Source organism: Anaerovibrio sp. RM50, assembly GCF_000622005.1.
Classification (GTDB): domain Bacteria; phylum Bacillota; class Negativicutes; order Selenomonadales; family Selenomonadaceae; genus Anaerovibrio.
The window spans coordinates 17,615-41,212 of record NZ_JHWV01000020.1; the positions used below are offsets into that span (position 1 = coordinate 17,615).

Consider the following 23,598-nt stretch of genomic DNA (forward strand, 5'->3'; position numbering starts at 1 on the left):
GGAATTTCAAATGGAAAACAAGAAGATGAACATTGACGAGATGGATAAGGTATCAGGCGGCAACGCCGGGAACATTGCTCAGGGAGATTTGGATATCTTAACTCCTAAAGACATTGATATCAAGATCAAGAAGCCAAATAATGATGGCAAGGTTCCTAGCCCAAAGCTGGGTGAAAAAGACCCTACTATTATCGGTGACCCTACTGAAAGTATGATTAAGTAATTTTAATCCATCAAAAAACGCTTAGATGGAGCCTGTGAAAAAATCTCTGTAAATAGAGTCTTCTATGGCAATAAAAACTATATACTTCATATTTTTGCTGGAATTGGTTGAAACCGGTTCCAGCATTTTTCTTAGCTGTAATTTTAGACAACTCAACAAACGTAGTATAAATAACCTTCCTAATCTCCGACGATATTACCATGCTGGGGCTGACCTATTTGGGATAAAAACACTTTTTTTACAGATAAATAAAGGATTTTGGCAGTTTTTTATCGAAGTGTATAGAATAAAGTAATTTTTTATAAATGGAGGGGCTATTTATGTATCAGAATGAATATAAGCGCTGGCTTTCCTTTGACCTTGAGGACTGCGATCTGTATCCTGAACTGGCAAAAGTTCAGGATAATGATGAGGAAATCAAGGACCGCTTTGCCGTATCATTGAAATTTGGTACTGCAGGACTTCGTGGTGTGCTGGGAGCCGGCACTAACCGCATGAATATCTATGTGGTAAGACAGGCCACCCAGGGCCTGGCCAACTGGGTCAAGAAGCAGGGGGGCAGCCAGACTGTGGCCATCAGCTTTGATACCCGCCTTAAGAGTGATGTATTCTCCAAAACTGCCGCAGGAGTTCTGGCAGCCAATGGCATCAAGGTTCGGATTTACGATGCCGCCATGCCGGTGCCTGCACTTTCCTTTGCTACCAGATATTACAAGTGCAATGCGGGCATTATGGTAACAGCTTCCCATAATCCTTCCAAGTACAACGGCTACAAGGCTTATGGTCCTGACGGCTGTCAGATGACTGACGATGCTGCAGCCATTGTTTACGATGAGATTCAGAAGACCGACGTGCTCACCGGGGCCAAGACCATGTCCTTTGCCCAGGGTGTGGAGGATGGCCTTATCCGTTTTGTGGATGATACCTGCAAGAAGGCTTTCTATGACGCAATTGAGTCCAGACAGGTCCGTCCGGGCCTTGCTAAGACCTCTGGCCTCAAGCTGGTTTACAGCCCATTAAACGGCTCTGGTCTGGTGCCAGTAACCCAGGTGCTGAAGGACATTGGCATCAGTGATATTACTATTGTTCCTGAGCAGGAGTATCCAAATGGCTATTTCACCACCTGCAGCTATCCAAACCCTGAGATTTATGAGGCTTTGGAGGCTGGTCTTAAGCTGGCTGAAAAGTGCGATGCTGATCTTATGCTGGCCACAGACCCTGATGCAGACCGCGTGGGTATAGCCATGAAGTGCCCAGACGGCTCCTACGAGCTGGTTTCCGGCAATGAAATGGGGGTTCTGCTCCTTGACTATATTTGTGCGGGCCGCATTGAAAAGGGCACCATGCCAAAGGATCCTGTGGCTGTAATGTCCCTTGTATCCACACCGCTGGCTGATGCTGTGGCCAAGAACTACGGCGTTGAGCTTCGCAAGGTGCTGACTGGCTTTAAGTGGATCGGTGACCAGATTCTCCATCTGGAGGAAGCAGGCCAGGAGGAGCGCTTCATCTTCGGCTTTGAGGAAAGCTATGGTTATCTATCCGGCTCCTACGTACGCGACAAGGATGCTGTAGTGGCCTCCATGCTTATCTGCGAAATGGCTGCGTACTACAGAAGCATAGGCTCCAGCATCAAGGCCCGCCTTGAGGAAATCTATGCCAAGTATGGCCGTTATTACAACAAGATTGACAGCTTTGAGTTCCCTGGTCTCAGCGGCATGGACAAGATGGCCGGCATTATGCAGGGTCTCCGTGACAACCCACCAGCTGAATTTGCAGGTCTGAAGGTTACCAAGGCTGTGGATTATAAGAAAACTGAGGAGACTGGCCTTCCTGCTGCCAATGTGCTTATCTATACCCTGGAGGACGGAGCCACCATTGTGGTGAGACCATCAGGCACAGAGCCAAAAATCAAGGCATACTTTACAACACTTGGCAAGGATCTGGCTGAGGCCCAGGCCAAGAAGGAAAAGCTGTCTGCTGCATGCAAACCATTGTTTAATTAATTGTTGATAAAAACCTACAAAAGCAGTATACTTATAAGAAATTTGTGTTTCGTTTTATGAATGAGGTGTAAGAGAAATGGAGTACATTAAGATTCGTGAGCAGGATGCCAAGCATTATATATATGAGTTTGACGGAAGATATCCAGTTATTGACAAAAAGGCATATTCCTTCAGCACAGCTACCCTGGTAGGTGATGTGGAGTTAAAGGAATACGCCAGTGTTTGGCCGAATTCCACGCTCCGTGGTGATGTAAACAGGGTTGTTGTAGGCCGCTACAGCAATATTCAGGATAATTCCTGTCTCCACGTTGCCGATGATTACGCATGTATCGTGGGGGATTATGTAACCGTAGGTCACAGCGTTACCCTGCACGCCTGCACCGTTGAGGATTATTGTCTTATTGGTATGGGTGCCACTATTCTTGATGGTGCCGTTATTGGCCGTGGCTCCATAGTTGGCGCAGGTGCATTGGTTACAAAGGGCACCATTATCCCGCCTAATTCCCTTGTTGTAGGCTGTCCTGCCAAGGTGAAGAAGACCCTTGACGAGAACGGCTTCAAGGCAATTCATGCCCAGGCTGTAAAATACAAGTCCGAGTGGGCTGAAAAATATGGCTTGGGACCGGATGTGGGCGGCGAGGTTTACGACGGTTCCAAGATAGTTTAAAAATAAGTATAGGGTTTGGAGAGGTTTTTCATGGCAATGGCAATAATGGAGGAAAAGATACAGGGTGTTACGGAGGATATTTTCGCAGATGTGGTGGAATCCCATTCCGCCAGCAAGCTCTTTGAGCATTTGCAGCTGGACAGGGACGCCATTATCGGCATTCTGGACAATCTTGTGGCAATTCTTTTCCCCGCCCATTTCGCCAATGAGAAGACTCCTGGCACATATTCATTGAAATATGAAATGGGTACCAGACTTTCCAATGTGGTTAATTGTCTCACCAATCAGGTGATGGTCTCTCTCCAGCAGCATCCGGAGTACAGCAACAAAAATGATGATGTGAGAAGGGATCATGCCGAAGCCATAGTGGGAATATTTGTGGATACCCTTCCGGAAATCCGCCAGCTTCTAAAAAAGGATATTCAGGCGGGCTATGACGGGGATCCGGCTGCCACCAGCTTTGATGAGATAATCTTCTCCTATCCCGGCTTTTACGCCATTATGGTCAATCGTTTGGCCCATGTGCTGTACAAGCTGGAGGTTCCAATGATTCCCCGGATTATGACGGAGCATGCCCACAGCCGTACAGGGGTTGACATTCACCCAGGTGCCCAGATCGGGGAATATTTCTTCATTGATCATGGCACTGGCGTTGTTATAGGTGAAACCACCGTTATCGGGGACAGGGTAAAGCTCTATCAGGGGGTTACCCTGGGGGGACTTTCCACCAGAGGGGGCCAGAGCCTCCGTGGCAAACGCCGCCACCCTACTATTGGCAACGATGTTACCATTTATTCCAACGCCTCCATTCTCGGTGGCGAAACGGTTATCGGGGACGGCTGTATCATCAGCGGTAACTGCTTTATTACCAGCTCCGTGGCTCCCGGCATGCGGGTAAGCAACGGCAAGGGAGATTTGCAGATTATTCCCGACAATCAAAATTAACATTTATGAAGGAAATGTAGACTTATTCGCCTGCACACTGAGAAAACTAAGGGAGTCCTTCTCAAAATTATTTAGAAGGACTCTTTTTGGCTTTTTCTCTATATTGTAGAGGAAAAAATATTTTAATGTAGAATATGAATAGAAGAATATAAATATGTTAAATTAAATTATTTTTAACAATAAAGGAGTGAGTACCATGGCTGATGAGTTCAAGGAAGGCTTCCGGAGCGTTAAGCTGAAGATGTGCCTTTCACTGTTGCCGCCTATAATCATAGGCCTTATGCTGATTACATGTCTGGCAGGTTATAACAGTTATAATAACATTGCCAAGCTTACCGAGGACACTGCCACCCAGACTATTAAGGCCAATGCCGCAGATATCCATGAACGGATAAGCAAAATGGAAATGGTCACCACCTTTATGGCAGGCAGCCTGGAGTATGATTATCTGAAGGAATCCCAGGAAGAACTGGCCGATGACATTATAAAAACTTTACAAGATGAAGAAATGGCCAATGGTGGTGGCGTATGGTTTGAGCCATTTGCTTATAATCCTGAGCAGCAATTTGTTTGTCCATTTACTTTCAGGGATGGCAATGCTTTGAAGGTTTCTTATGATTATGTAAAGGAAAGCGGCGAATACGTTCCTACTGACTGGTACCAGCTGGGCAAGAAGGCCGGTCATGGGGAGGCAGCCCTTACGGAGCCATATTATGATTCTTCCGCCAAAATAATGATGGTAACCTATTCTTCACCTCTTTATTCTGAGGGTGATGCCAGCAAGTTTGTAGGTACTGCCACTGTGGATATTTCCCTGGCAGCCATTTCCGAAATGGTTAACAGCATTAACATCGGTGGTAAGGGCCATGCAATACTGGTTTCTGAAAGCGGCATATATATTGCCGGCCCATCTGAGGATAAGCTGGATGGGGAAACCAATGCTACTGAGGAGGCCAATTCTTCCATGGCAGCAGCCATGAAGGAAATGGTGGCTTCGGAAAGCGGCCAGACCCAGTTTGAGGATGAAAGTGGCGACACCATGTTTGTTTATTATCAGACTATACCTGATATAAATTGGCATTTAGGTGTTATTATATCCAAGTCTGAATTGTATGCCGAAGCAAATCATCTGATTATGATGCTGTGCGGTATCGCCCTTGTGGTACTGTGCCTGTTGATGCTTATGGCCTATCGCACCATTTCCGCTTATGCTGTACGCATTGGTGTGGATCAGAAATTTGCCGAGGATTTGGCTGAAGGTAATTATACCCGTCCTGAGGCTGTTGCCAAGGCCAACGATGAAATCGGCCGTCTTGGAAATGCCATTAACCGCATGTTCCGCCAGACCAAGAAGGTACTTCATACTATTCACGACCATTCCAGCAGTATGAATGAATCCAGCAGCACCTTGGAGTCTTCAGCCCGTAAACTGACCCAGGGCATGGAGATAATACAGCAGAAAATGAATTCCATTAATGAGGCTATGATGAATGCCAGCGCGGCTACCCAGGAGGTTAATTCCTCTGTGGAAAATGTATCTGCAGCTGTAGACGGATTGTTTGAGGAGGCCGAAAGCGGCTTGAAACAGGCGGAGGAAATAAGCTCCAGGGCCAAAACCGTGGAAACCCAATCCACTGCGGCAAGCCACTCAGCAGAAAAGCTGGCCAAGGAATTCAGCTCCAAGCTGGCGGCTTCCATAGAAAAGGCCAAGACCGTGGAACAGATTGGTACCATGGCTGAAGCCATTTCCAATATTGCCAAGCAAATCAATCTGTTATCATTGAATGCATCAATTGAAGCAGCCCGTGCCGGCGAATCGGGTCGTGGCTTCTCTGTTGTAGCTATGGAAATTGGTAAATTGGCCAAGGATACTGCTGATACCGTTGATGAAATCCAGCAGAACATCACCACGGTTCAGGGGGCCTTTGCGGGGCTTTCCAGGGATGCCAATGATATTTTAGGTTTCCTTAATGAAACAGTGGCTCCGCAGTACGTTGAATTTGTTAGTGTTGCTGAACAATACGGCACCGATGCTGAAGCATTCCGAAATGTTTCCCAGAAGATTGCTGAAACCAGTAAGCATGTTAATGAAACCATGCAGGAGGTCAGCAAGGCTATGCTGCAAATTGCCACCTCCGCCCAGGAAACGGCAGATCTGTCCGTGGAGATTTCCGGTTCCATCAGTGATTTCTCTGAATCCGTAAAGGATGTCAGCACTATTAGTCAGCAACAGTCATCCATTGCAGATAATCTCCGGGAAACTGTCAGTCATTTTAGGCTGAACAAATAATATTTGATTGTGAAGGGCTGGTCTTCGGACCAGCCTTTTGGCAAAAAAATTACAAGAAAAGCAGTGTTAATTTGCTGCTTTTTTTGTGTTTTAAAGGATTTATTAATTTTTTGTAGAACTGTAAATTAAGTGAAGCTGTGTTTATTTGAGGACTTATTATGAAAAAACAAATTTGCAATTCACCATATATTAATCCTATAATGATAATACGGATGTCTACCAGAGGTGGGTATCCTAGTTTTGTTGCGAAAAATCACGGGGAGTCTTTGTGCTCACTTTTACTCTAAAAAAATAAAGTGGGCGCTTTTTATATGGAAAAAAAGACTGCTGTAGGTGGAAAGGATATAAAATCATGAAAAGGTATTTTTATATAGGTATAGCCGTTATTATGATACTGGCCCTTGGTTTGGTAGGGTATGGTGCCTGGCTGAATTACAGCGATGAAAATCAGATAGCCAACAGAATGGACAACAGAGTTTTACAGCTGTCTACCTCCAAGGCTGAATATAGGGATATACATCCCAAGGTTTCCCTTCCATCAGTGCGCTTTAGCTCAAATAATATGGCTGATGCCATAGCCCTTACAGATGGCCGTATTACTAACTGGCTGGTGGAAAAAAATACTCCTGTACATAAGGGAGATGTTCTGCTGACCCTTATTAACGAGCAAATTCCTCTGAAAATCCAGCAGGCTACCAGCGCCGTCAGCCGTGCTGATGCCCAGTTGGCCCAGGCCTACAGCGCTTACCAGCGTCAGGGCCGTCTTATGGCTAAAGAAGCCACCTCAAAGGAAAAATATGAAGCAGCTGAAGCACAGTATCTGGCAGCCAGGGAAGCTCTGCAGGAGGCAGAGGCCCAGAGGGAGCAGCTCTATGTACAGCAGGGCTGGCTTAGTGTCAAGGCTCCTGTTGACGGGGATGTGCTCCTGATGTACCAGCAGACAGGCTCCTATGTCCAGGCGGGAACTCCTGTGGCATTGGTGGGGAATTTTGATTTTCTTAATTTTTCTGTAAATCTTAAGGACAGTGAAGTTAATCATTTCAATGTTGGGGACAGGGTATATCTGAGATTCCCTGAGCATTGGTCCATGGGCAAGGCCTATGGAACTGATTATGGTGCCGGCAATTTGGGGGGAGATACAGAAATAATCGGCGTTCTGGAGGAAATCGTACCGCCACTTTCTGAGCCCGCTGCCATCAGACGAACTGTGTGGGCAGTAGACAACCGTGTGAGATTGCTTGAGCCTATGACATATACCGGAGTTACCATGCACACATATAATAAGTACCGTTGCCTTACTGTGTCATTGGATGCCATAGTGGATAAATCCAATAACAAGGTATATGTGGTGGATGAGGAAGGTATTATTCATTCCCGGGCTGTTGTCTGCGGTTGTGATGACGGAGAATACATTGAGATATTATCAGGACTTTCAGAGGGCGACACTGTTGTAACAGGCAATGTTGGCAATCTCACTGAAGGAACCAAGGTAGATGCCGTGACAAAGGGAGGGGAGTAAAATGGCTGAAAAGGATCTTAATAATGAAAAAAAGGAATTTTTCAGTAAAGAGGCTTTGGACAAGCTTCGTTCCCCGGAAAAGCTGGACACGGTGCTTCCAATTACCAGCCCTATTGGCTGGATGGGACTTGCGGCGGTAGCCCTTATGATGGTGGCCGTGGTAATATGGTCAATTTTTGGCTCATTTACTGTTAAAGCAGAGGGCCTGGGCCTTATTATGGATTCCTCCGGTATTTCAAAGGTGTCTGCCATGGCGGGAGGAAAGATAGACAAGATTTATGTACATTCCGGTGAGAAAATAAAAAAGGGGTCCATGGTGGCCCATCTGGAGCTGCCCCAGGAAACAGCGGCAACACGTATGGCCCAGTACAGCCCTGAATTGGCCTCCAGCAACCGTGATGCCTCAAATAAAGTACACGAATTTGATTCCCGCCGCTATCAGAAGGAAGCAGCAGAATATATTTATTCCGCATACAGCGGCACAGTGGATGAGGTAATGGTTGAGGAAGGTGCAGTTATTGGCACTGGCTCTCCTATTATCAATGTAAGAAATGAAGATGGACGAAACGAACTGAGCGGAATTGTATATGTGTCCGTAAATAAGGGCAAAAGCGTGAAGCCGGGCCAGACAATTCAGCTCGCTCCCGGAGGAGTTGATATTTCCCAGAGCGGATATCTTCTGGGCACAGTGCGATCTGTATCCCAATATCCTGTATCCGCACAGACAATGCAGACCTCATTGGGCAATGAGCAGCTGGTTCAGAGTATTCTTCAGGCCCAGCAGGGGGCCGTAATGGAGGTAACCTTTGATTTGGTAAAGGATCCCGGCTCCGAGTCGGGGTATCTGTGGACCTCCTCTGTGGGTGAGCACAAGCCAGTTACCGCCGGAAGCTTTTGCACCGGCACAATTATTATTGAGCGCCGCCCTCCTATTGAAAAAGTATTTTATCGTTTGAGCCAGTGGCTGAGAAACAGGTGATTTTATGTTAATGGAAAAAATTAAAGAGTTCTTTTCCAACAGTCACCAACGGGTTAAAGTACCAACTATTCTCCAGATGGAGGCTACAGAATGTGGTGCTGCAGCTCTGGCCATGATTCTCGCCCACTATGGGCTATGGATTCCCTTGGAGAAGCTGAGGGCGGAATGCGGTGTAAACCGTGATGGCTCAAAAGCCAGCTGCGTTATAAGGGCCGCAAGAAACAGGAACTGTAAGGCAGATGGCTATCGCTGGACCACCAATGATATTTTGAAGTTGGAAACAGAAAATGTATATCCATTGATAATTCATTGGGAATTTAATCATTTTGTGGTTTTGGAAGGAATAAAGGATGGCAAGGCCTATCTTAATGATCCTGCCATGGGCCGAAGAACGGTTCCCATAGATGAATTTCGTACTTCCTATACGGGGGTATCTCTCCACATTGTTCCAAATGAGCATTTCCAAAAGGAAGGACATCGCTACAATGTTTACAAAGATATGTTCTATAAATTAATGGAGGACCGTTGGGCCATGGTCTTCATTCTGATTTTGGAAATGTGTGCCATTATCCCGGGATTGGCCAGCCCTGTTATGTCCCAGATATTTCTTGATGATATTCTGACAAAGAAGCATCCGGAATGGATGACGAATTTCTGTATCGCCATGACCCTTTCCTTTATAGTGTCAGGTGTTATCACATGGCTTCGTTCTGTGGTGTTGACCTTGTGGCAGCGAAAGCTCACCTTGTCGGATTCATCAAGATATTTTTGGCATCTGCTTAAGCTGCCCATGCAGTTTTTCCATCAAAGATATGCGGCAGAGGTGGCAGGCCGTGTAGCCTTTAACGAGTCAATTGCCGGTGTTTTATCTGGCCCGGCGGCTACAGCTTTATTGGACTTATTTGTAGCTATTTTCTATCTGCTCTTGCTTTTACAGTACAACGTAACCCTTACTCTTATTGGTGTGTCATTTACCTCAGTGGAAATAATACTGTTTTTTGCCATGCGGCGTCACCTTACTGATTTGAATATGCGCATTCAGCAGGATGCGGGGAAGGCCTACGGCGTTGCCATGAATGGCCTTCGGATGATTGAAACCATTAAGGCCAATGGTGATGAGTCGGATTTCTTCACTAAATGGGCCGGCTATCAGACCAAGGTTTTGACTGCCTCCCAGGAAACAGCTCTTTGGTCATTATCAGTTACTATATTGCCTACCTTATTAGCAGGTGTAAATGGAGCCCTGATTATGACCATAGGTGGTTTCTCCATTATGGAGGGAGCCATGACTGCCGGTATGTTTATGGCGTTTCAGCATTTGATGGGTTCCTTCACGGCACCAGTAAATGCATTGGTATCTCTGGGCTCTACCCTACAGCATACTGAAATGCAGATGCAGCGCTTAAATGATGTGCGCTGTTATGAAGTGGACAGCCTGAATTTCCCTTCAGAGGAGGAAGAAAGGAAGCAGTCCTATTCACGGGAAAGACTTTCAGGAGATCTCCGAATGGAAAATATCAGCTTTGGGTACAGTCCATTGGAGAAGCCTCTCATTTCAGATTTTAACCTTCATGCCCGACCTGGTAACTGGATTGCAGTAGTGGGAGCCTCTGGCAGCGGCAAATCCACCATTGCCAAGATAATTACGGGGCTTTATGAGGAATGGGGAGGCACCCTGTCCTTTGACGGAGTGCCGCGAAGAAAGCTGCCACGCAAGGTTATACTAAGTTCTCTGGCTGCAGTGGATCAGGATATATTCCTCATAAGTGGTACTGTGGCAGAAAATATTTCCCTCTTTGACAGCACGGTACACAAAAGTGAAATTATTCAGGCGGCAAAGGATGCCTGCATTCATGAAGACATCATGAAGCTAAATGGCGGTTATGAGGCCGTAGTATCAGAGGGCGGTATGAACTTCTCCGGAGGTCAGCGGCAACGTCTGGAAATTGCCAGGGCTTTGGCCCTTAATCCATCAATTTTGATCTTGGATGAAGCCACCAGTGCCCTTGATCCTATAACGGAAAAAACAGTATTGGAAAATATCCGTCATCGTGGCTGCACATGTATTATAGTAGCCCATCGTCTTTCTACCATCAGGGATTGTGATGAAATCATTGTACTGTCCTATGGAAAAATCGTGGAAAGAGGCCTTCATCGTGAGATGATGAAGCACGACGGACCATATAGACACCTTATAGAGGAACGTGAACATGAAGAAATGGAAATTGTGGAGCAGTAAGGGGGCATAGCCAATGATAAAATCACATACGCTATTATCAGGCCAGCGCCTCCAGCTGTATGACAATAAAACTTTAATGAAGGTCATGTCCGGCTCTGTGGAGGTGTATGCTGTCACAAAGGACGGGGATGATGAGCTGTCCTTCAGGCAAAATTATCTCATTAAGGTTCAGGAGGGAGAGGGAATATTTCCGGCCCTTGACGAATTTGATGAGATAAACATCCAGTTATATGCTTTGGAAGATTCTGAGCTGGCAGAGATGGCTTTTGATGAAGTTGAAGCCAGTGAGCTGGCCAAGGTGGCCCAGCACTGGTTTGCCCGTCTTATGGAAATCTCCTGGCTGCGCCTTAAGGCTGACAAGGGAGATGATATGCTCCAGGCCTGGCTTCACGGCGATATTTTTAAAAATATGGACAGCCGTGAACAGGTTATTTCAGAGCTGCAGGACCATGAAGAGGTTCTGTCCATGTTTTTGGGCATGAGATTTGGGGCTGAGGATACCAGATTATCAAGGCGGATCCAAAGGCGGGAAAAGGCCCGTAAACTACTGGTGGAAAACGGCATTCGCAGTCTCCTTGGTGAAGAGCATTTATTTGCCGGGGAATCGGAAGCCTCCTCAAACCAGAAAATAACCATGGATACAGCCTTTGTGGTACAGCAGGTGGCCAAGGCCTTAAATATGCCAACAGAATCCATTAATATTACAGAAGAAAATGCCAAAAAGCTTGATAATATAGGTCTTATACGTCGTCTCATGCAAAAGGGCAATATGCAGATGCGTCTCATAACTCTGCCCGATGAATGGTATAAAAAGGATACAGGGGTAATAATAGGCTATTACGCTTCCCAAAAAACTGGTGAAAAGGAATTAGCTGCTTTTATTCCTGAGCAGCCGGAGCTTTATCGCGTTGTAACACGGCACAGGCCTGAGGGCATTATAATCACTGATGAGGAAGCAAAAAACATTGAAAAGGATGCTTTCGCCTGCTATGCCGGTTTTCCTTCCCGTAAGTTGAAGCTTCTGGATTTGATTAAGTTCATGTTCAGCCAGTGTTGGAAGGCAGATTATCGGACCATCATTCTTTGCAGTTTATTTGGTGGCTGTATTCCTTTGGCCACTCCAATAATTACTGAAACCATTTTTCAGGATATTATTCCTATTTTGGACAGAAAGGGCTTGGCCACTGTAACCCAGGCCCTGATGGTAACCAGCTTTACTACCGCAGCCCTGGGAATCGTCCGCTCCATAGCGGTAATGCGTATTTCAACCCGCATTGAGATTTCAGCTGAGGCTGCCATGTGGGGACGTCTTATGCAGCTGCCTACCAAATTTTTCCGCCGCTTTACAGCGGGGGAGCTGGCCAGCCGCATGGCGGGAATCGGCGTTGCCAAGAGTCTGGCCTCAGGGGAATTTGTAGGATCCATTTTGAGTTTTATCTTCTCCTTCTGGAGCATTTTCCTCATGTGCTATTACAGCATAAAGCTTACAGCAGCTGCTATAGTGGTTTGGCTGATATATTCCCTCTTTGTAGTCGTAGTATTGCGCCGCACATTGTTTTTCCAGCGCAAAATAATTGAAGCAGGGAACAAATCCGCCGGTATGGTGCAGCAGATTTTTGCGGGCCTTGCAAAATTCCGTGTCCAGGGGGGCGAGGAACAGGCCTATAATCTCTGGGCCTCCACCTTTGGTGAGCATTGGCAGTGGGGGTATAAGCTGCGTTGGCAGAATAACTATACTTCAATTATTTCCAGCATGCAGCCATTTATTCTTACCATGATTCTATATTGGATAGCCATGTACGGATTGAATGAAACAGGTCCTGATGGCAGGACTGTTCAAAGTGGTATCACTTATGCCAAGTTTATCGCCTTTAACGCTGCATACAGCAGCTTTAATGGTGTGATTGGTGGTGCAATAGGACTTATTGGCAAATATTATGCTATCCAGCCTCAGCTGGAAAATCTCAGACCAATATTAAATGAGGTTCCGGAAACCAATGAGGAAAAGCAGGATGCGGGGCATCTCTCCGGGGCCCTGGAAGTTGGTAATCTGTCCTTTGCCTATACATTGGTGGTGCCGGATGGTAATGGCGGAACAATGGAAGTTAAGGGAGACGAGGTTCTTCACGATGTGAGCTTCTCTGTTGCTGCCGGGGAAAATGTGGCCATTGTTGGCAAATCCGGCAGTGGAAAGAGCACCTTGGTTCGCCTGCTGCTTGGCTTCGAAGAACCACAAAAGGGCAGTGTTTCCTATGATGGCCAGAATCTGGCAGATTTGTCCCTTCCATCGGTCCGTTCCCAGCTGGGGGTTGTTTTGCAAAATGGTCAGCTCATGACCGGTGATATCTTTACAAACATTGTGGGCACAAGAAATCTGACCCAGGATGACGCCTGGAGTGCCGCTGAGGCAGCAGGTGTGGCCGAGGATATTGCGGAAATGCCAATGGGGATGCAGACGGTTATCAGTGAGGGCAGCTCCAATATTTCCGGGGGGCAGCGTCAGCGAATTCTTATTGCCCGTGCTCTGGCGGGAAAACCATCGGTGCTTATTTTTGATGAAGCTACCAGTGCTTTGGATAATCGTTCCCAGGCCATTGTTACCCGCAGTCTGGATAAGCTGAAGGCCACCCGTATAATTGTTGCTCACCGATTGTCCACCATAAGAAACTGTGATCGTATCATCGTTATGGATGATGGTCGTCTTGCGGAAATGGGGACCTTTGAAGAGCTTGTGGAAAAAGGTGGTATATTTGCCGACCTGGTAAAGAGGCAAATAGCATAAATATAGAGGGTGAATCCATATATGAAGAAATCATTTATTTTAGCTGTGATTCTGGCAGCCTGCAATATGGGACAGGTTGCAGCACAATCACCGCCCCCCATTGATACTGGGGGAGAAAATTTGAAGCTTTCCTTGGCTGAAAGCATTGATATTGCTCTGAACAATAATAATCAGATTAAGTCAGCAGAGTCAGCCAGGGAAGCCAGCAAGTGGGGGTTATCCTCTGTCCGTCGTTCCACTGGTGCCACTGTAGGCTGGGAATCTGGTTTTAATCGTACAAGAGCACGAAAACAGGGCAACTATCTTTATGGTACCTCCTATTCCAATAGCTGGAGCCTGACAATTCCTATTTATACTGGTGGTCAGCTGGAAAGCCAGATGGATAAAAACCGCTACCTTTTAAATCAAGCTGATTTGAATCTTGAAAATGTAAAACAGACTATTCGTTACAAAACAGCCAATGCCTATGCAAATCTTTTACATCAAAAGGATGTAACCAGAATTGCCCAGGAGGCTGTGGAAATGTCCAATAGTCAATTAAGACTTATTAATGATCAGTACAGTGAAGGGGCTGTGGCAAAGTCGGATGTTCTCATGATGGAGGTTCGTCTGGCAAATAACCGCCAGAATCTGGTGTCAGCCCAGGGCAATATGGAAATTGCCAAATACAATTTGGTTAATGCAATGGGTCTGGAAGAAAATATTGATGTGGAACCAACAGATGTATTTTCTTATGAACCATATCCAAGGGATATGTCTGAATGTGAGGAATATGCCCTGGAGCATCGTCCTGATGGAATTGCCGCAGAATACGGCATAAAGGTGGCGGATGCCAATAAAAATTCAGCAAAATCCGGATATCGTCCCAAAATTTCAGGCAGTATAGGGAGAGGTATTGCAGGTGAGCAGCCCTTCGGCATGGAGTCCAATGATAATCTGTCTGCAATTATCAGTTTTAAATGGAATATTTTTGATAATGGGGTCACCGCCGCCAATGTTTCACAAGCGGATGCCCTGGTACAGCAATCCATGTCCGATGCTGAGTATGTAAAAAAGAATATCACTCTGGAAACCCGTAGTGCTTATATGAGGATGAAAACAGCAGAAACAAATCTTAAAGAAGCCGCAGCAGCGCTGAAACAAGCTGAGGAAAGCTATATCATAGCCCAGGTCCGTTATGAGGAAGGGGTGGATATATTGCTTAATCTGCTGGATGCCCAGGAACGGCTGACCCAGGCCAAATCAAATTATTCCACAGCACTATATAATTACAATCTTTATTGGGTAACTCTGGAAAAGGCCATGGGGGTACCGGTGGATTTGGATGTGCCACTTTATGTTGAAGGTGAACAGGGTGGCTTGTCAGCTGACAAGGCACTGATATTAGCTGAAATTGATTAATAATAATTATTATAATAGGAGGAAGAATAATGGAAGGTATTACATGTTCTATAACTGAAAAAAAAGGGTGGACAGTTTTGTCCCTGGTGGGACGGCTGGACAGAGTTAATGCAGAGGATGTTGGCAAAATGGCCGATGAAAAATTGACTGGTGTCGGCAAAATGGCGGTTGATTTATCCGGTCTGGAATATATTTCCTCTGCAGGTATCCGCGTTCTCCTCAGACTGGCCAAAAAAGCCAAGGCAGAGGGAAAGGATTTTTCAATTTGTGGTGCAGCAGGCTTTGTACAAGAGGTTCTTGAGGATTCCAATATGGATATGCTGGTTACCATGGTGGATTCTGTAGAACAGCTGTCATAACATAAGAGATTTATAGTTTATATAAGAGATTTATAGTTTATATAAGAGATTTATTGTCTATATTAGAGGTTTATTGTCTGCATTATGAGGAAGAAGGAAATGCCTATGAAATTGGATATTAGGCGTAAAATATTGCTTCTCATGGGCATTTCCGGGTTGATTACCGCACTGCTTCTGGGGGCTATACTGGCTTTGGGGCTGAATATTGCCTATAATACCTTGGATATGCAGGCCTATACCATGGCTCAGGGCGTAGGTGAAGAAGCTGTAACCTATTCTCAGGAGCTTACCCGAAAACGACTGGTGGAATTAATTCGTTTAAAGGCTAACCACATCAATGAGGTGGTTGGGGAAATGGAAGGCAATTTAGTTATTTTATCCGATGTAATTAGCCAAACCTCTGACACTTCCTCTATTAATCAACGAATCTTACTAAAGGACCCCCGTATAGAAAAAGTTTATAGCGGTGATTGGTATTATCTGTCGGGAGCAGATGATTATCCGCCACAGGATGCCAATAATTTGGCTAATAATCTGTCTGCTACAATGATTAATTTAACAAAGGCGGAAAAGGCCCTTCCTTTATATTTTTACATCGGTTCCAATAAAGGCTGGAGCCTTCGTATAAATATTTTACATGATAAAAATGAACAGGTAATTTTGCCGGCGTCTGCCCTCACAAGGGAATATGATGCCAGGGACAGAAGCTGGTACAAGTATGTAATGAAGTCAGACAAAAAAAGTGAACCTGTATATATTCCTTTATATAATGCGGCAGGAGATATACCTTTAATGTCAATTGCCATGCCATATAGGGATGAAAATGGAATAGCTGGTGTATTGGGAGTATCTTTTCCAACATCCACTTTAACGGATTCAATTGAAGATAATACCAGGGATCATAGCGAAATGGGCTTCAATCTGGATTCTGAAGGTCATGTGTTATTTTCTACCCTGTCTGTGGATGAACTGGCTGAGAATCGTCCTGATTATGATTTACGCAATTCTTCCAATGAATCATTGGCCCAAGCCGCCCAGCACATGACTGCAGGAGAAACAGGATCCACAATAGTGAATCTTTACGGAGAAAGCTATTTTTTGGTTTATGCCCCAGTGGGGACACAGGGCTGGAGCCTGGGAGAGCTGATTGAATTTAGTGAAGTTCAGGAGCCCGCAAACCATATTGGATTTTTGGTTAAATCGGAGCTTAAGAAAATTCAATATGAACTGCAGCCAATATTCTCCCATGTTCGGACCATAAGTCTAATTGCCTTTGTTCTCTTGTTAATTACTATTTTCCTTGTAAGCCGCCCTATGGCGGAGCATTTTTCCCGCTCTGTCAGAACCCTGTCAGATGGCGTAAAACACATTACTGAAGGAAATTTCTCAGAGAAGCTGACCCTTAATTCCGGGGATGAAATGGAGCTCCTGGCCGAAAGATTTAATGCCATGACCAGTGATCTGAATACCTATATGGATGATTTAACCAGAGTTACCCAGGAACAGGCCAAGGTTACTGCAGGGCTTGATGTGGCAACCAAAATACAAAAGGGCATGCTGCCGGAGGGAGGAATTACATCCCCACTGGTTTCCCTGGATGCCCAGATGCAGCCAGCCATTGAAGTAGGTGGAGACTTTTACGACTACTATTATCTTGATGACACCCATCTGGCATTTACTATAGCAGATGTATCAGATAAGGGGATTCCATCCGCCATATTTATGGTAGTATCAAAGATTATCCTCAAAAACTGTATAAGTCTGTATTATCAGGATAGTCTGGCCACCGCTGTTACATTGGCCAACGACCAGTGTTCCCAGCTCAGTACTGACGGAATGTTTGTTACTGTATGGACAAGTGTCCTCAATACAGAGACCGGTGAATTGGTTTATGTAAATGCCGGGCATAATCCTCCTGTTCTTCTACATGACAAGGAGCTAATATACCTGCCAAAGGGGAAAAATCCTGTGATTGGGTTTATGGAAGGTATTGAATATACTCAGCAAAGCACTATGATAAAGCCTGATTCCCTGCTGTTCCTCTATACGGATGGTATTACAGAGGCCATGAACGAAAGAAAGGAAATGTTCTCCAAGGAGCGCATGGAGGAAGTATTAAAGGGCCTGGAAGATGTTTCCCCTAAGGAATCCATAGATATTGTGGGACAGGCTGTGGCGAAATTTGCAGGTGAAGCAAATCAATCTGATGATATAACCATGGTGGCTGTGAAATACACTGGCATTAAAGGGTGATGAAAGCGATGAAGCTGGACATAAAAAAACGACTATTAATGCTGATGCTGTTGGGCAGCTTATTGAGCTTTCTGTTTTTGGGATCTTCCCTCCTTTATGGCTTATATGGGGTGTGGGATTCCTTCAACGATAAGAAAGAGGAAATAACCGTTGCCGTAGCAGATTATACCAGGGATTTTGCCAAGGACCAGGCCCAGGAATCCATGGAAAGGGCAGTGGAATTAAAGTCAGAAACAGTATCCTTTCAAGTTAACGCCATAAAAGAAGATGTGAAATACCTTTCTGATGAAGTTTCCGTGATATTACATTCGCCCCAGAGCTACGAGCTGATGAAGCTGCCTAATGCTGCTGATGAGAAGCTCCCGGGCGGTATACCCTATGTTCACTACAGTTCCCAGCTTAAATCCCAGGGGATATCTCCTGAATTGGAAAAAGAAATCGGGCTGGTATCAAATATTGGGGAGCAGATGCGGTCCTTGGGAAGGTATTATGTCAATGTTTTTGTGGCTTCCCAAAATGGCTACACGGTTTACTACGATACTTCTGAGGAAAAGGGCTATGTTGCCATACTCTCCCGTGATGAATGGCGTGATACCTATGATGCCCGCAAACGTGACTGGTACAGCCTTGGGATGAGTGTCAATGAGCCTGTTTTTACAGATGTTTACACCTCCATAACCGGCATAAAAATAGTTTCCTGTGTTATGCCTTATTATGATCAAAATGGTGTGGCTGGTGTTTTGGGAGTGGACTGCTCCCCAAAAAATTTATTCGTACAGGGTGAGGATGGGACGATTAATAATGGTTTTATTATCAACGATAAGGGCGTAATCCTGTTAAGTACCATGCCAAAGACCTTTGCGCCTACAAGTAAAGTCTCAAAGCGAATGCGGCAACGCTTTACGGGTTACGAAAAGATGTATGTGGACGGCGAGGAATATTTCTTATCCTATGCCCCTATTAATGACACCAAATGGAGTATTGGAACCCTTTTATCAAAAGAAGAAGTAATGAAGGATGCTGTAAGTGCCCAGCGTAGCATGGTGGAGCAAATGAACAGCTTTTACACTTCCTTTGTCCGCATTATTTTACTTATGGGCGGGTTGACCATAATCATATCCTTGGTGGTATTTTCCTTTATTCTGTTTTGCAGTGCCAAAATGGCTGTGCGATTTTCCAGACCTGTTTATGCACTTATGGAGGGTGCTGATGAAATCGCCAAGGGAAATTTCCAACATAAAATCCAGGTACAAACCGGTGATGAGCTGGAGCAGCTGGCTGAAAGCTTTAATACAATGACCGATGCTCTTAGCCACTATACCAGTGAAATCGCCCACAGAGCCAAGGAAAAATCCCGTATTGAGGCGGAGCTTTCTGCCGCTACCCACATACAAACATCGCTGCTGCCAACTCCATTACCGCCACAAAAGGAATTTTCACTGGCTGCCGCCATGTATCCGGCCACCAAGGTGGGAGGAGATTTCTATGATTATTACTTAATCGATGAAAGCTATTTGGCAGTTACCATAGGAGATGTATCCGATAAAGGGGTAGCAGCGGCATTGTTTATGGCCGGGGCAAAAACAGTTATAAAAAACGGTATTTTAAGAGCAGTGAAAAAAGGACTGCCTCTGGCTGATGCATTATTCTATGCCAATAACCAGATTATTGCCGCCAATAAGGAATACTATTTTGTTTCAGCCTTTACGGGAATTTTAAATATAAAAACAGGAGAGTTTACCTATGTAAACTGTGGGCATAATCCACCTGTTCTTCTGGATGGAAATAAAATGTCATATCTGCCTTCCTTCAAAACCAATGCAGTATTGGGCGTAATGGAAGACTTAAATTATACCCAGAATACAATTCAGCTTAAAAGCAACAGTGTTATTTTCCTCTATACAGATGGTATAACATTCGCCCGAAACGGAAGTCTGGAAATGTTTACCAAGAAAAGGATGGAAGAAAAGCTCAGTGAAATGGGGAACAGGAAGGCCCCTGAGGAACTAATCAAAGGAATGAAGGACTCCGTAATAAGCTTCATTAAAGGATCGGGAGAAAATGTGGAGCAGTCTGATGATATTACCATGTTAGTGTTGAATTATACGGGATGTGATGATATGGAAGCGGAAGAAATTATCGTTCCTGCCAAAGTGGAGGAATTATCCAAGATTATATCCTTCATTAGTAATATGTCAGTCACCTCCGGGTGCTCTCAACGGTCCATAAATCAGCTGATGCTGGTGGTGGAGGAAATATTTGTAAATATTGCGGAATATGCCTACAAGGACAAGGACGCATTGGCAGTTATAAAGGCAAGAATGTATGGAAATCCTCCGGAAATAGAGCTGAAATTTATTGATGAAGGAATTCCATACAATCCGTTGGAAAGGGATGACCCGGATATTGAGGCCTCCTTGGATGACAGGAAAATCGGTGGACTGGGGATATATCTGGTTAAGAAAAAGGTTGATGATATAACCTACCAGCGGCAAGGCAACAAAAACATTCTCACTATAAGAAAGAAAATGATTTAGAAGCTATCACAGGCACCACTGGATGAGGAAGTAATTGTTAGCATTAAAGGAGCAAGAAAAATGATTTCCAGCACGTTATATTGGAGTCAACGGGCCCGGCAGGCCATTACTGATGAAGAAGCCTTTACGGAGTTGTATGAGCATTTTTTTCCACGGGTGTACCAGTTTCTTCTTGGAAAAACAAAGGACAGCTCTCTGGCTGATGAATTGGTCAGTAAAACATTTCTTAATATGTATGAGCATCTGGGGGATTATGATCCGGAACGGGGAGCCTTTTCCACCTGGCTCTTTCGCATTGCCCAAAATGTGGTAAACAAACACTACGGGAGTAAGGCTTATACTGCCCATACCTCCTGGGATGAGGGCTTTGACCCAGCGGATCAGCAGGCTACACCAGAGCAGCAGTATGTTGACAAGGAGCAGGACGATGAGCTAAAGGCTGCAATTATGCAGCTGTCTGAGCGTGAGCAGAAGATTTTGGAAATGACCTACTGGATGAACATGAAATCCAATGAAATCGGCGAAGCCCTAGGCATGGCTCCCAGCTCTGTGCGGGTAGCTTTAAAGCAAGCCCGGGAACGGTTGAAAAATATTTTAGAACCCTCTTAATAAAAAAAACAGGTTTCCAAAAGGCTGGAAACCTTTTTTTATTAGGATAATTATACACTATTAAATCTGTAAAATTTTTACTTATGTGCTGGTAATAGTAATAGATGAACAGGTTAATCGTATGTAAATACAGGGGTTTTAATATGTATTTAATTAAGAGATATTTTTTTTTAACGATACAATTAAAGAAGTAAGAATATTTATCTGGTTATTATGAGTGTTAAATTTAATACAAAGGGTGGTCGTATGAAAATGTTGCGAAAAACAATGAGAAATAAATATTATAGAACCCTGGTATCAACGGTACTTATTGGACTTATGTCAGTTACTTCTTATGCTTCTGCAGAGGATGATGATTATTATTTGGCAGAGGTGCCCCTAAAATATAATAATAAAGAATTTGCTGAAATGCTATTTTTACCGCAAGGTAATGGTATAGGTATTACAAACCAATGGTTAGTAAAGCCACCAAAATATGATTTACCTGATGAACTTATTGCTGCTACTGCAGGCAGCAGCATGTACTGGGTGGATATTCTGGGGGATGATGCAAAAAATAAAGAGCCTTGGCAAATTTTTGTGGGAACAAATTTTGAGTCAAATGCCTATGCAGGTTCCTATAATATTGTATCTAATGGGGCAAGGAGAGCCTACAGTAGCTACCGAAATGCTGAATCCTTTGTAAGAAATCAGATAAAATATGGTGACGATTTAGAGGAATTAACCCCGGAGAATGCTGAAACCGGGGTGCTTCCTGCTGGAAAATACGGATTCAGTGCAATAACAGTAGGGACCAATATGGGGGCCAACCGTGAGGGAGCCATAAATGGATGGTGGGTGGATACAGACACGGTATTGCCTACCAATGAGCAGGCAGCTGACTTTGTGGGAACCATTCGCCATGAGCTAGGTCATGCCCTAGGTATCACTGAGATAACGAGCACGAGAAATGAAATGACGTATTTTCACCCAGATCTAAAGGACGAAACCAGTTGGTCATTGCATTTACAGGATCAGAATGGCAACCAGGCTGAGGCTGGTATGCAGATTTTAACCTCGGAGGATTTTGCAAAAATGCAGGAGGATGATCCCGATATATCAGCTAACGATTACTTTATTGTTGACAAGGAGATTACAGCTGACGGAAAGGGCTTTGCTTATTTTTCCGGAGAACATGTGTCGGAAGTCCTGGACGGGGCTAAGTTTTACGGTCGCAATGCCATACCAGTTAATGGCTGGGGTAGCAGTGGCTTTGATGGTGGCCATATTCAGACTGCAGGCATGATGAGTCATCGTGACTATAGCAACTATAGCACCTTTTTAGAGGTTGAGTTGGCCGCAATGCAGGATTTGGGATATAAGATGGATCGCAAAGAATTATTTGGTCGTTCCATATATGGAAATGGGGGAATTATTAACAATACTCAGGGTTATTTTGCCAGAAATAGGGAGGGGACGGCGTACATCAATGGTTCTTATAGCGAAATCCCCCTTGGTATCGGTCTGCATATTTACGGCTATGGTAACAAGGTTACCCAGTCAGCCGATATTCTGACCCGTGGCACAGGAGCCACCGGCATTAGAGTGGATGGTATGACAAACACTCTGATAATACCTGAGGATACGGAAATTCATGCTGATGGCAAGCGGGGCAATGGTGTTCTGATTGCCTATGGACGCAACCAGACAGTGGAACAGGCCGGCACAGTTACAGCCAATGGTGATGGCGGTGTGGGGATACGGTTTGATTTTGGCTCCAGTACCAATGGTGCCGCTGATGAATATCGTGGCTCATATATCCGGTATTTACGTGGAGTAAACAGCCATAGCAGCAAAGCTGAGCCAGGAACAATCAACTCAGCCGAAAATTTAGATTTAACTTCTATAAAACCGAAACACTATAATGCCAGCAATGATGAGCTGGAAGGTCCGCTGGTTGACAATTATAATTTGACTGGTCAACTGGTGGGGGAGGAAGCTGCTATTTACATTGGTAAAAATGCTTTTGTAAAAAACATCAATATAAACAATGGGGCCAGTATTCAGGGCGATATTATATCTGACTGGAAGCAGTTTGATGATGATGCTTGTGAAGGTTCCTATGATGGAGATGGAAAGAAGCGGGATGTTCTCCGTATACAATACTATAGCAATTATGGAAAAAATGGTTATGATTACATAACCTATATCCCAGATCTGGTGACCAATCTAAATTTTAATAACAACAATATGACTTACAATGGCAATATTACCGGTGAAGACAATATGAAAATGAATGTAATTGGGGGCATTCTTAATTACAATGGTAAAGCCAATGTTGTAAATGTAACGGTTGCCAAAGATGCAGAGCTGTATGGTGGCTCTTATCAAGTGAATGATATGTCCAAAAGAATGGCCAAGTGGTATACAGATGACACCACAGGAAAGTTCATCAATCATGGCACCATTGGGGCAGAAAATGGCGATACCACTATGAATATTGATGGTTATTTGGATTCTGATGGGTATCTGCAGGCCTATGACGGGGGCACAAAAGGACAGATTCTTGTAGACGGTGACGCCAATATTGAGGGCTCCACGGTTTTGGCAGAGGCTTCACTGCCAGGTGAGGAAAACGTTGTTCTTGAAACAACTGGCTCCATATCTGGCAGCATTACTAACGACAAGTATAACCCTTATGCTTTTTCCGCTATGCTAAATACGACTGGTGCAGTGGAAGGAAATAAGCTGATTGTTTATGCATATGCCAACAATAATCTGGTAGGGGCTGATCCCCAGCAGATGGAAGCCTA

Annotated in this window: 15 protein-coding genes; all 15 read left to right on the plus strand. The window is 44.7% G+C overall.

Going from position 1 to position 23,598, the window contains the following annotated elements:
- Window positions 1–10: 10 nt before the first annotated feature.
- Window positions 11–223, plus strand: coding sequence for a hypothetical protein (locus tag T525_RS0109940; RefSeq protein WP_027407087.1), 213 nt, complete (start codon window positions 11–13; stop codon window positions 221–223).
- A 320-nt stretch (window positions 224–543) separates the two neighbouring features.
- Entirely contained in the window at window positions 544–2,226 is a 1,683-nt protein-coding gene (locus T525_RS0109950) for a phospho-sugar mutase (RefSeq protein ID WP_027407089.1), read from the plus strand.
- A gap of 76 nt (window positions 2,227–2,302) precedes the next feature.
- Window positions 2,303–2,893: a gamma carbonic anhydrase family protein gene (locus T525_RS0109955; RefSeq protein ID WP_051533546.1), complete on the plus strand. Its 591-nt coding sequence runs from the start codon at window positions 2,303–2,305 to the stop codon at window positions 2,891–2,893.
- Between the two features lie 30 nt (window positions 2,894–2,923).
- Window positions 2,924–3,838: a serine O-acetyltransferase gene (locus tag T525_RS0109960; RefSeq protein WP_232219215.1), complete on the plus strand. Its 915-nt coding sequence runs from the start codon at window positions 2,924–2,926 to the stop codon at window positions 3,836–3,838.
- A gap of 196 nt (window positions 3,839–4,034) precedes the next feature.
- The gene (locus tag T525_RS0109965) at window positions 4,035–6,128 is read left to right on the plus strand and encodes a methyl-accepting chemotaxis protein (RefSeq protein ID WP_027407092.1); all 2,094 of its coding nucleotides are present in this window, start codon (window positions 4,035–4,037) and stop codon (window positions 6,126–6,128) included.
- 352 nt (window positions 6,129–6,480) lie between these two features.
- A complete protein-coding gene (locus T525_RS0109970) occupies window positions 6,481–7,647 on the plus strand; it encodes an efflux RND transporter periplasmic adaptor subunit (protein WP_027407093.1) in 1,167 nt (388 codons plus the stop codon).
- 1 nt (window position 7,648) lies between these two features.
- Window positions 7,649–8,626, plus strand: coding sequence for a hypothetical protein (locus T525_RS0109975; protein WP_027407094.1), 978 nt, complete (start codon window positions 7,649–7,651; stop codon window positions 8,624–8,626).
- Window positions 8,627–8,636: 10 nt separating this feature from the next.
- Window positions 8,637–10,865 carry an NHLP family bacteriocin export ABC transporter peptidase/permease/ATPase subunit gene (locus tag T525_RS14945; protein WP_051533547.1) on the plus strand — a complete coding sequence of 743 codons (2,229 nt, stop codon included), beginning with the start codon at window positions 8,637–8,639 and terminating at the stop codon, window positions 10,863–10,865.
- Window positions 10,866–10,878: 13 nt separating this feature from the next.
- Window positions 10,879–13,647 (plus strand): NHLP bacteriocin export ABC transporter permease/ATPase subunit, encoded by a 2,769-nt coding sequence (locus T525_RS14950; protein WP_051533548.1) that lies wholly within the window; start codon window positions 10,879–10,881, stop codon window positions 13,645–13,647.
- Window positions 13,648–13,668: 21 nt separating this feature from the next.
- Window positions 13,669–15,048 (plus strand): TolC family protein, encoded by a 1,380-nt coding sequence (locus tag T525_RS0109990; protein WP_027407095.1) that lies wholly within the window; start codon window positions 13,669–13,671, stop codon window positions 15,046–15,048.
- A 29-nt stretch (window positions 15,049–15,077) separates the two neighbouring features.
- Window positions 15,078–15,407 carry an STAS domain-containing protein gene (locus T525_RS14955; RefSeq protein WP_051533549.1) on the plus strand — a complete coding sequence of 110 codons (330 nt, stop codon included), beginning with the start codon at window positions 15,078–15,080 and terminating at the stop codon, window positions 15,405–15,407.
- Window positions 15,408–15,512: 105 nt separating this feature from the next.
- Entirely contained in the window at window positions 15,513–17,660 is a 2,148-nt protein-coding gene (locus T525_RS0110000; RefSeq protein ID WP_198022684.1) for a SpoIIE family protein phosphatase, read from the plus strand.
- 8 nt (window positions 17,661–17,668) lie between these two features.
- Window positions 17,669–20,197, plus strand: coding sequence for a SpoIIE family protein phosphatase (locus T525_RS0110005; RefSeq protein WP_027407097.1), 2,529 nt, complete (start codon window positions 17,669–17,671; stop codon window positions 20,195–20,197).
- A gap of 60 nt (window positions 20,198–20,257) precedes the next feature.
- Window positions 20,258–20,806: an RNA polymerase sigma factor gene (locus tag T525_RS0110010; RefSeq protein WP_027407098.1), complete on the plus strand. Its 549-nt coding sequence runs from the start codon at window positions 20,258–20,260 to the stop codon at window positions 20,804–20,806.
- 252 nt (window positions 20,807–21,058) lie between these two features.
- Window positions 21,059–23,598, plus strand: a 2,540-nt coding sequence (locus tag T525_RS0110015) for a hypothetical protein (RefSeq protein WP_027407099.1), incomplete at its 3' end; no start/stop codon positions are given.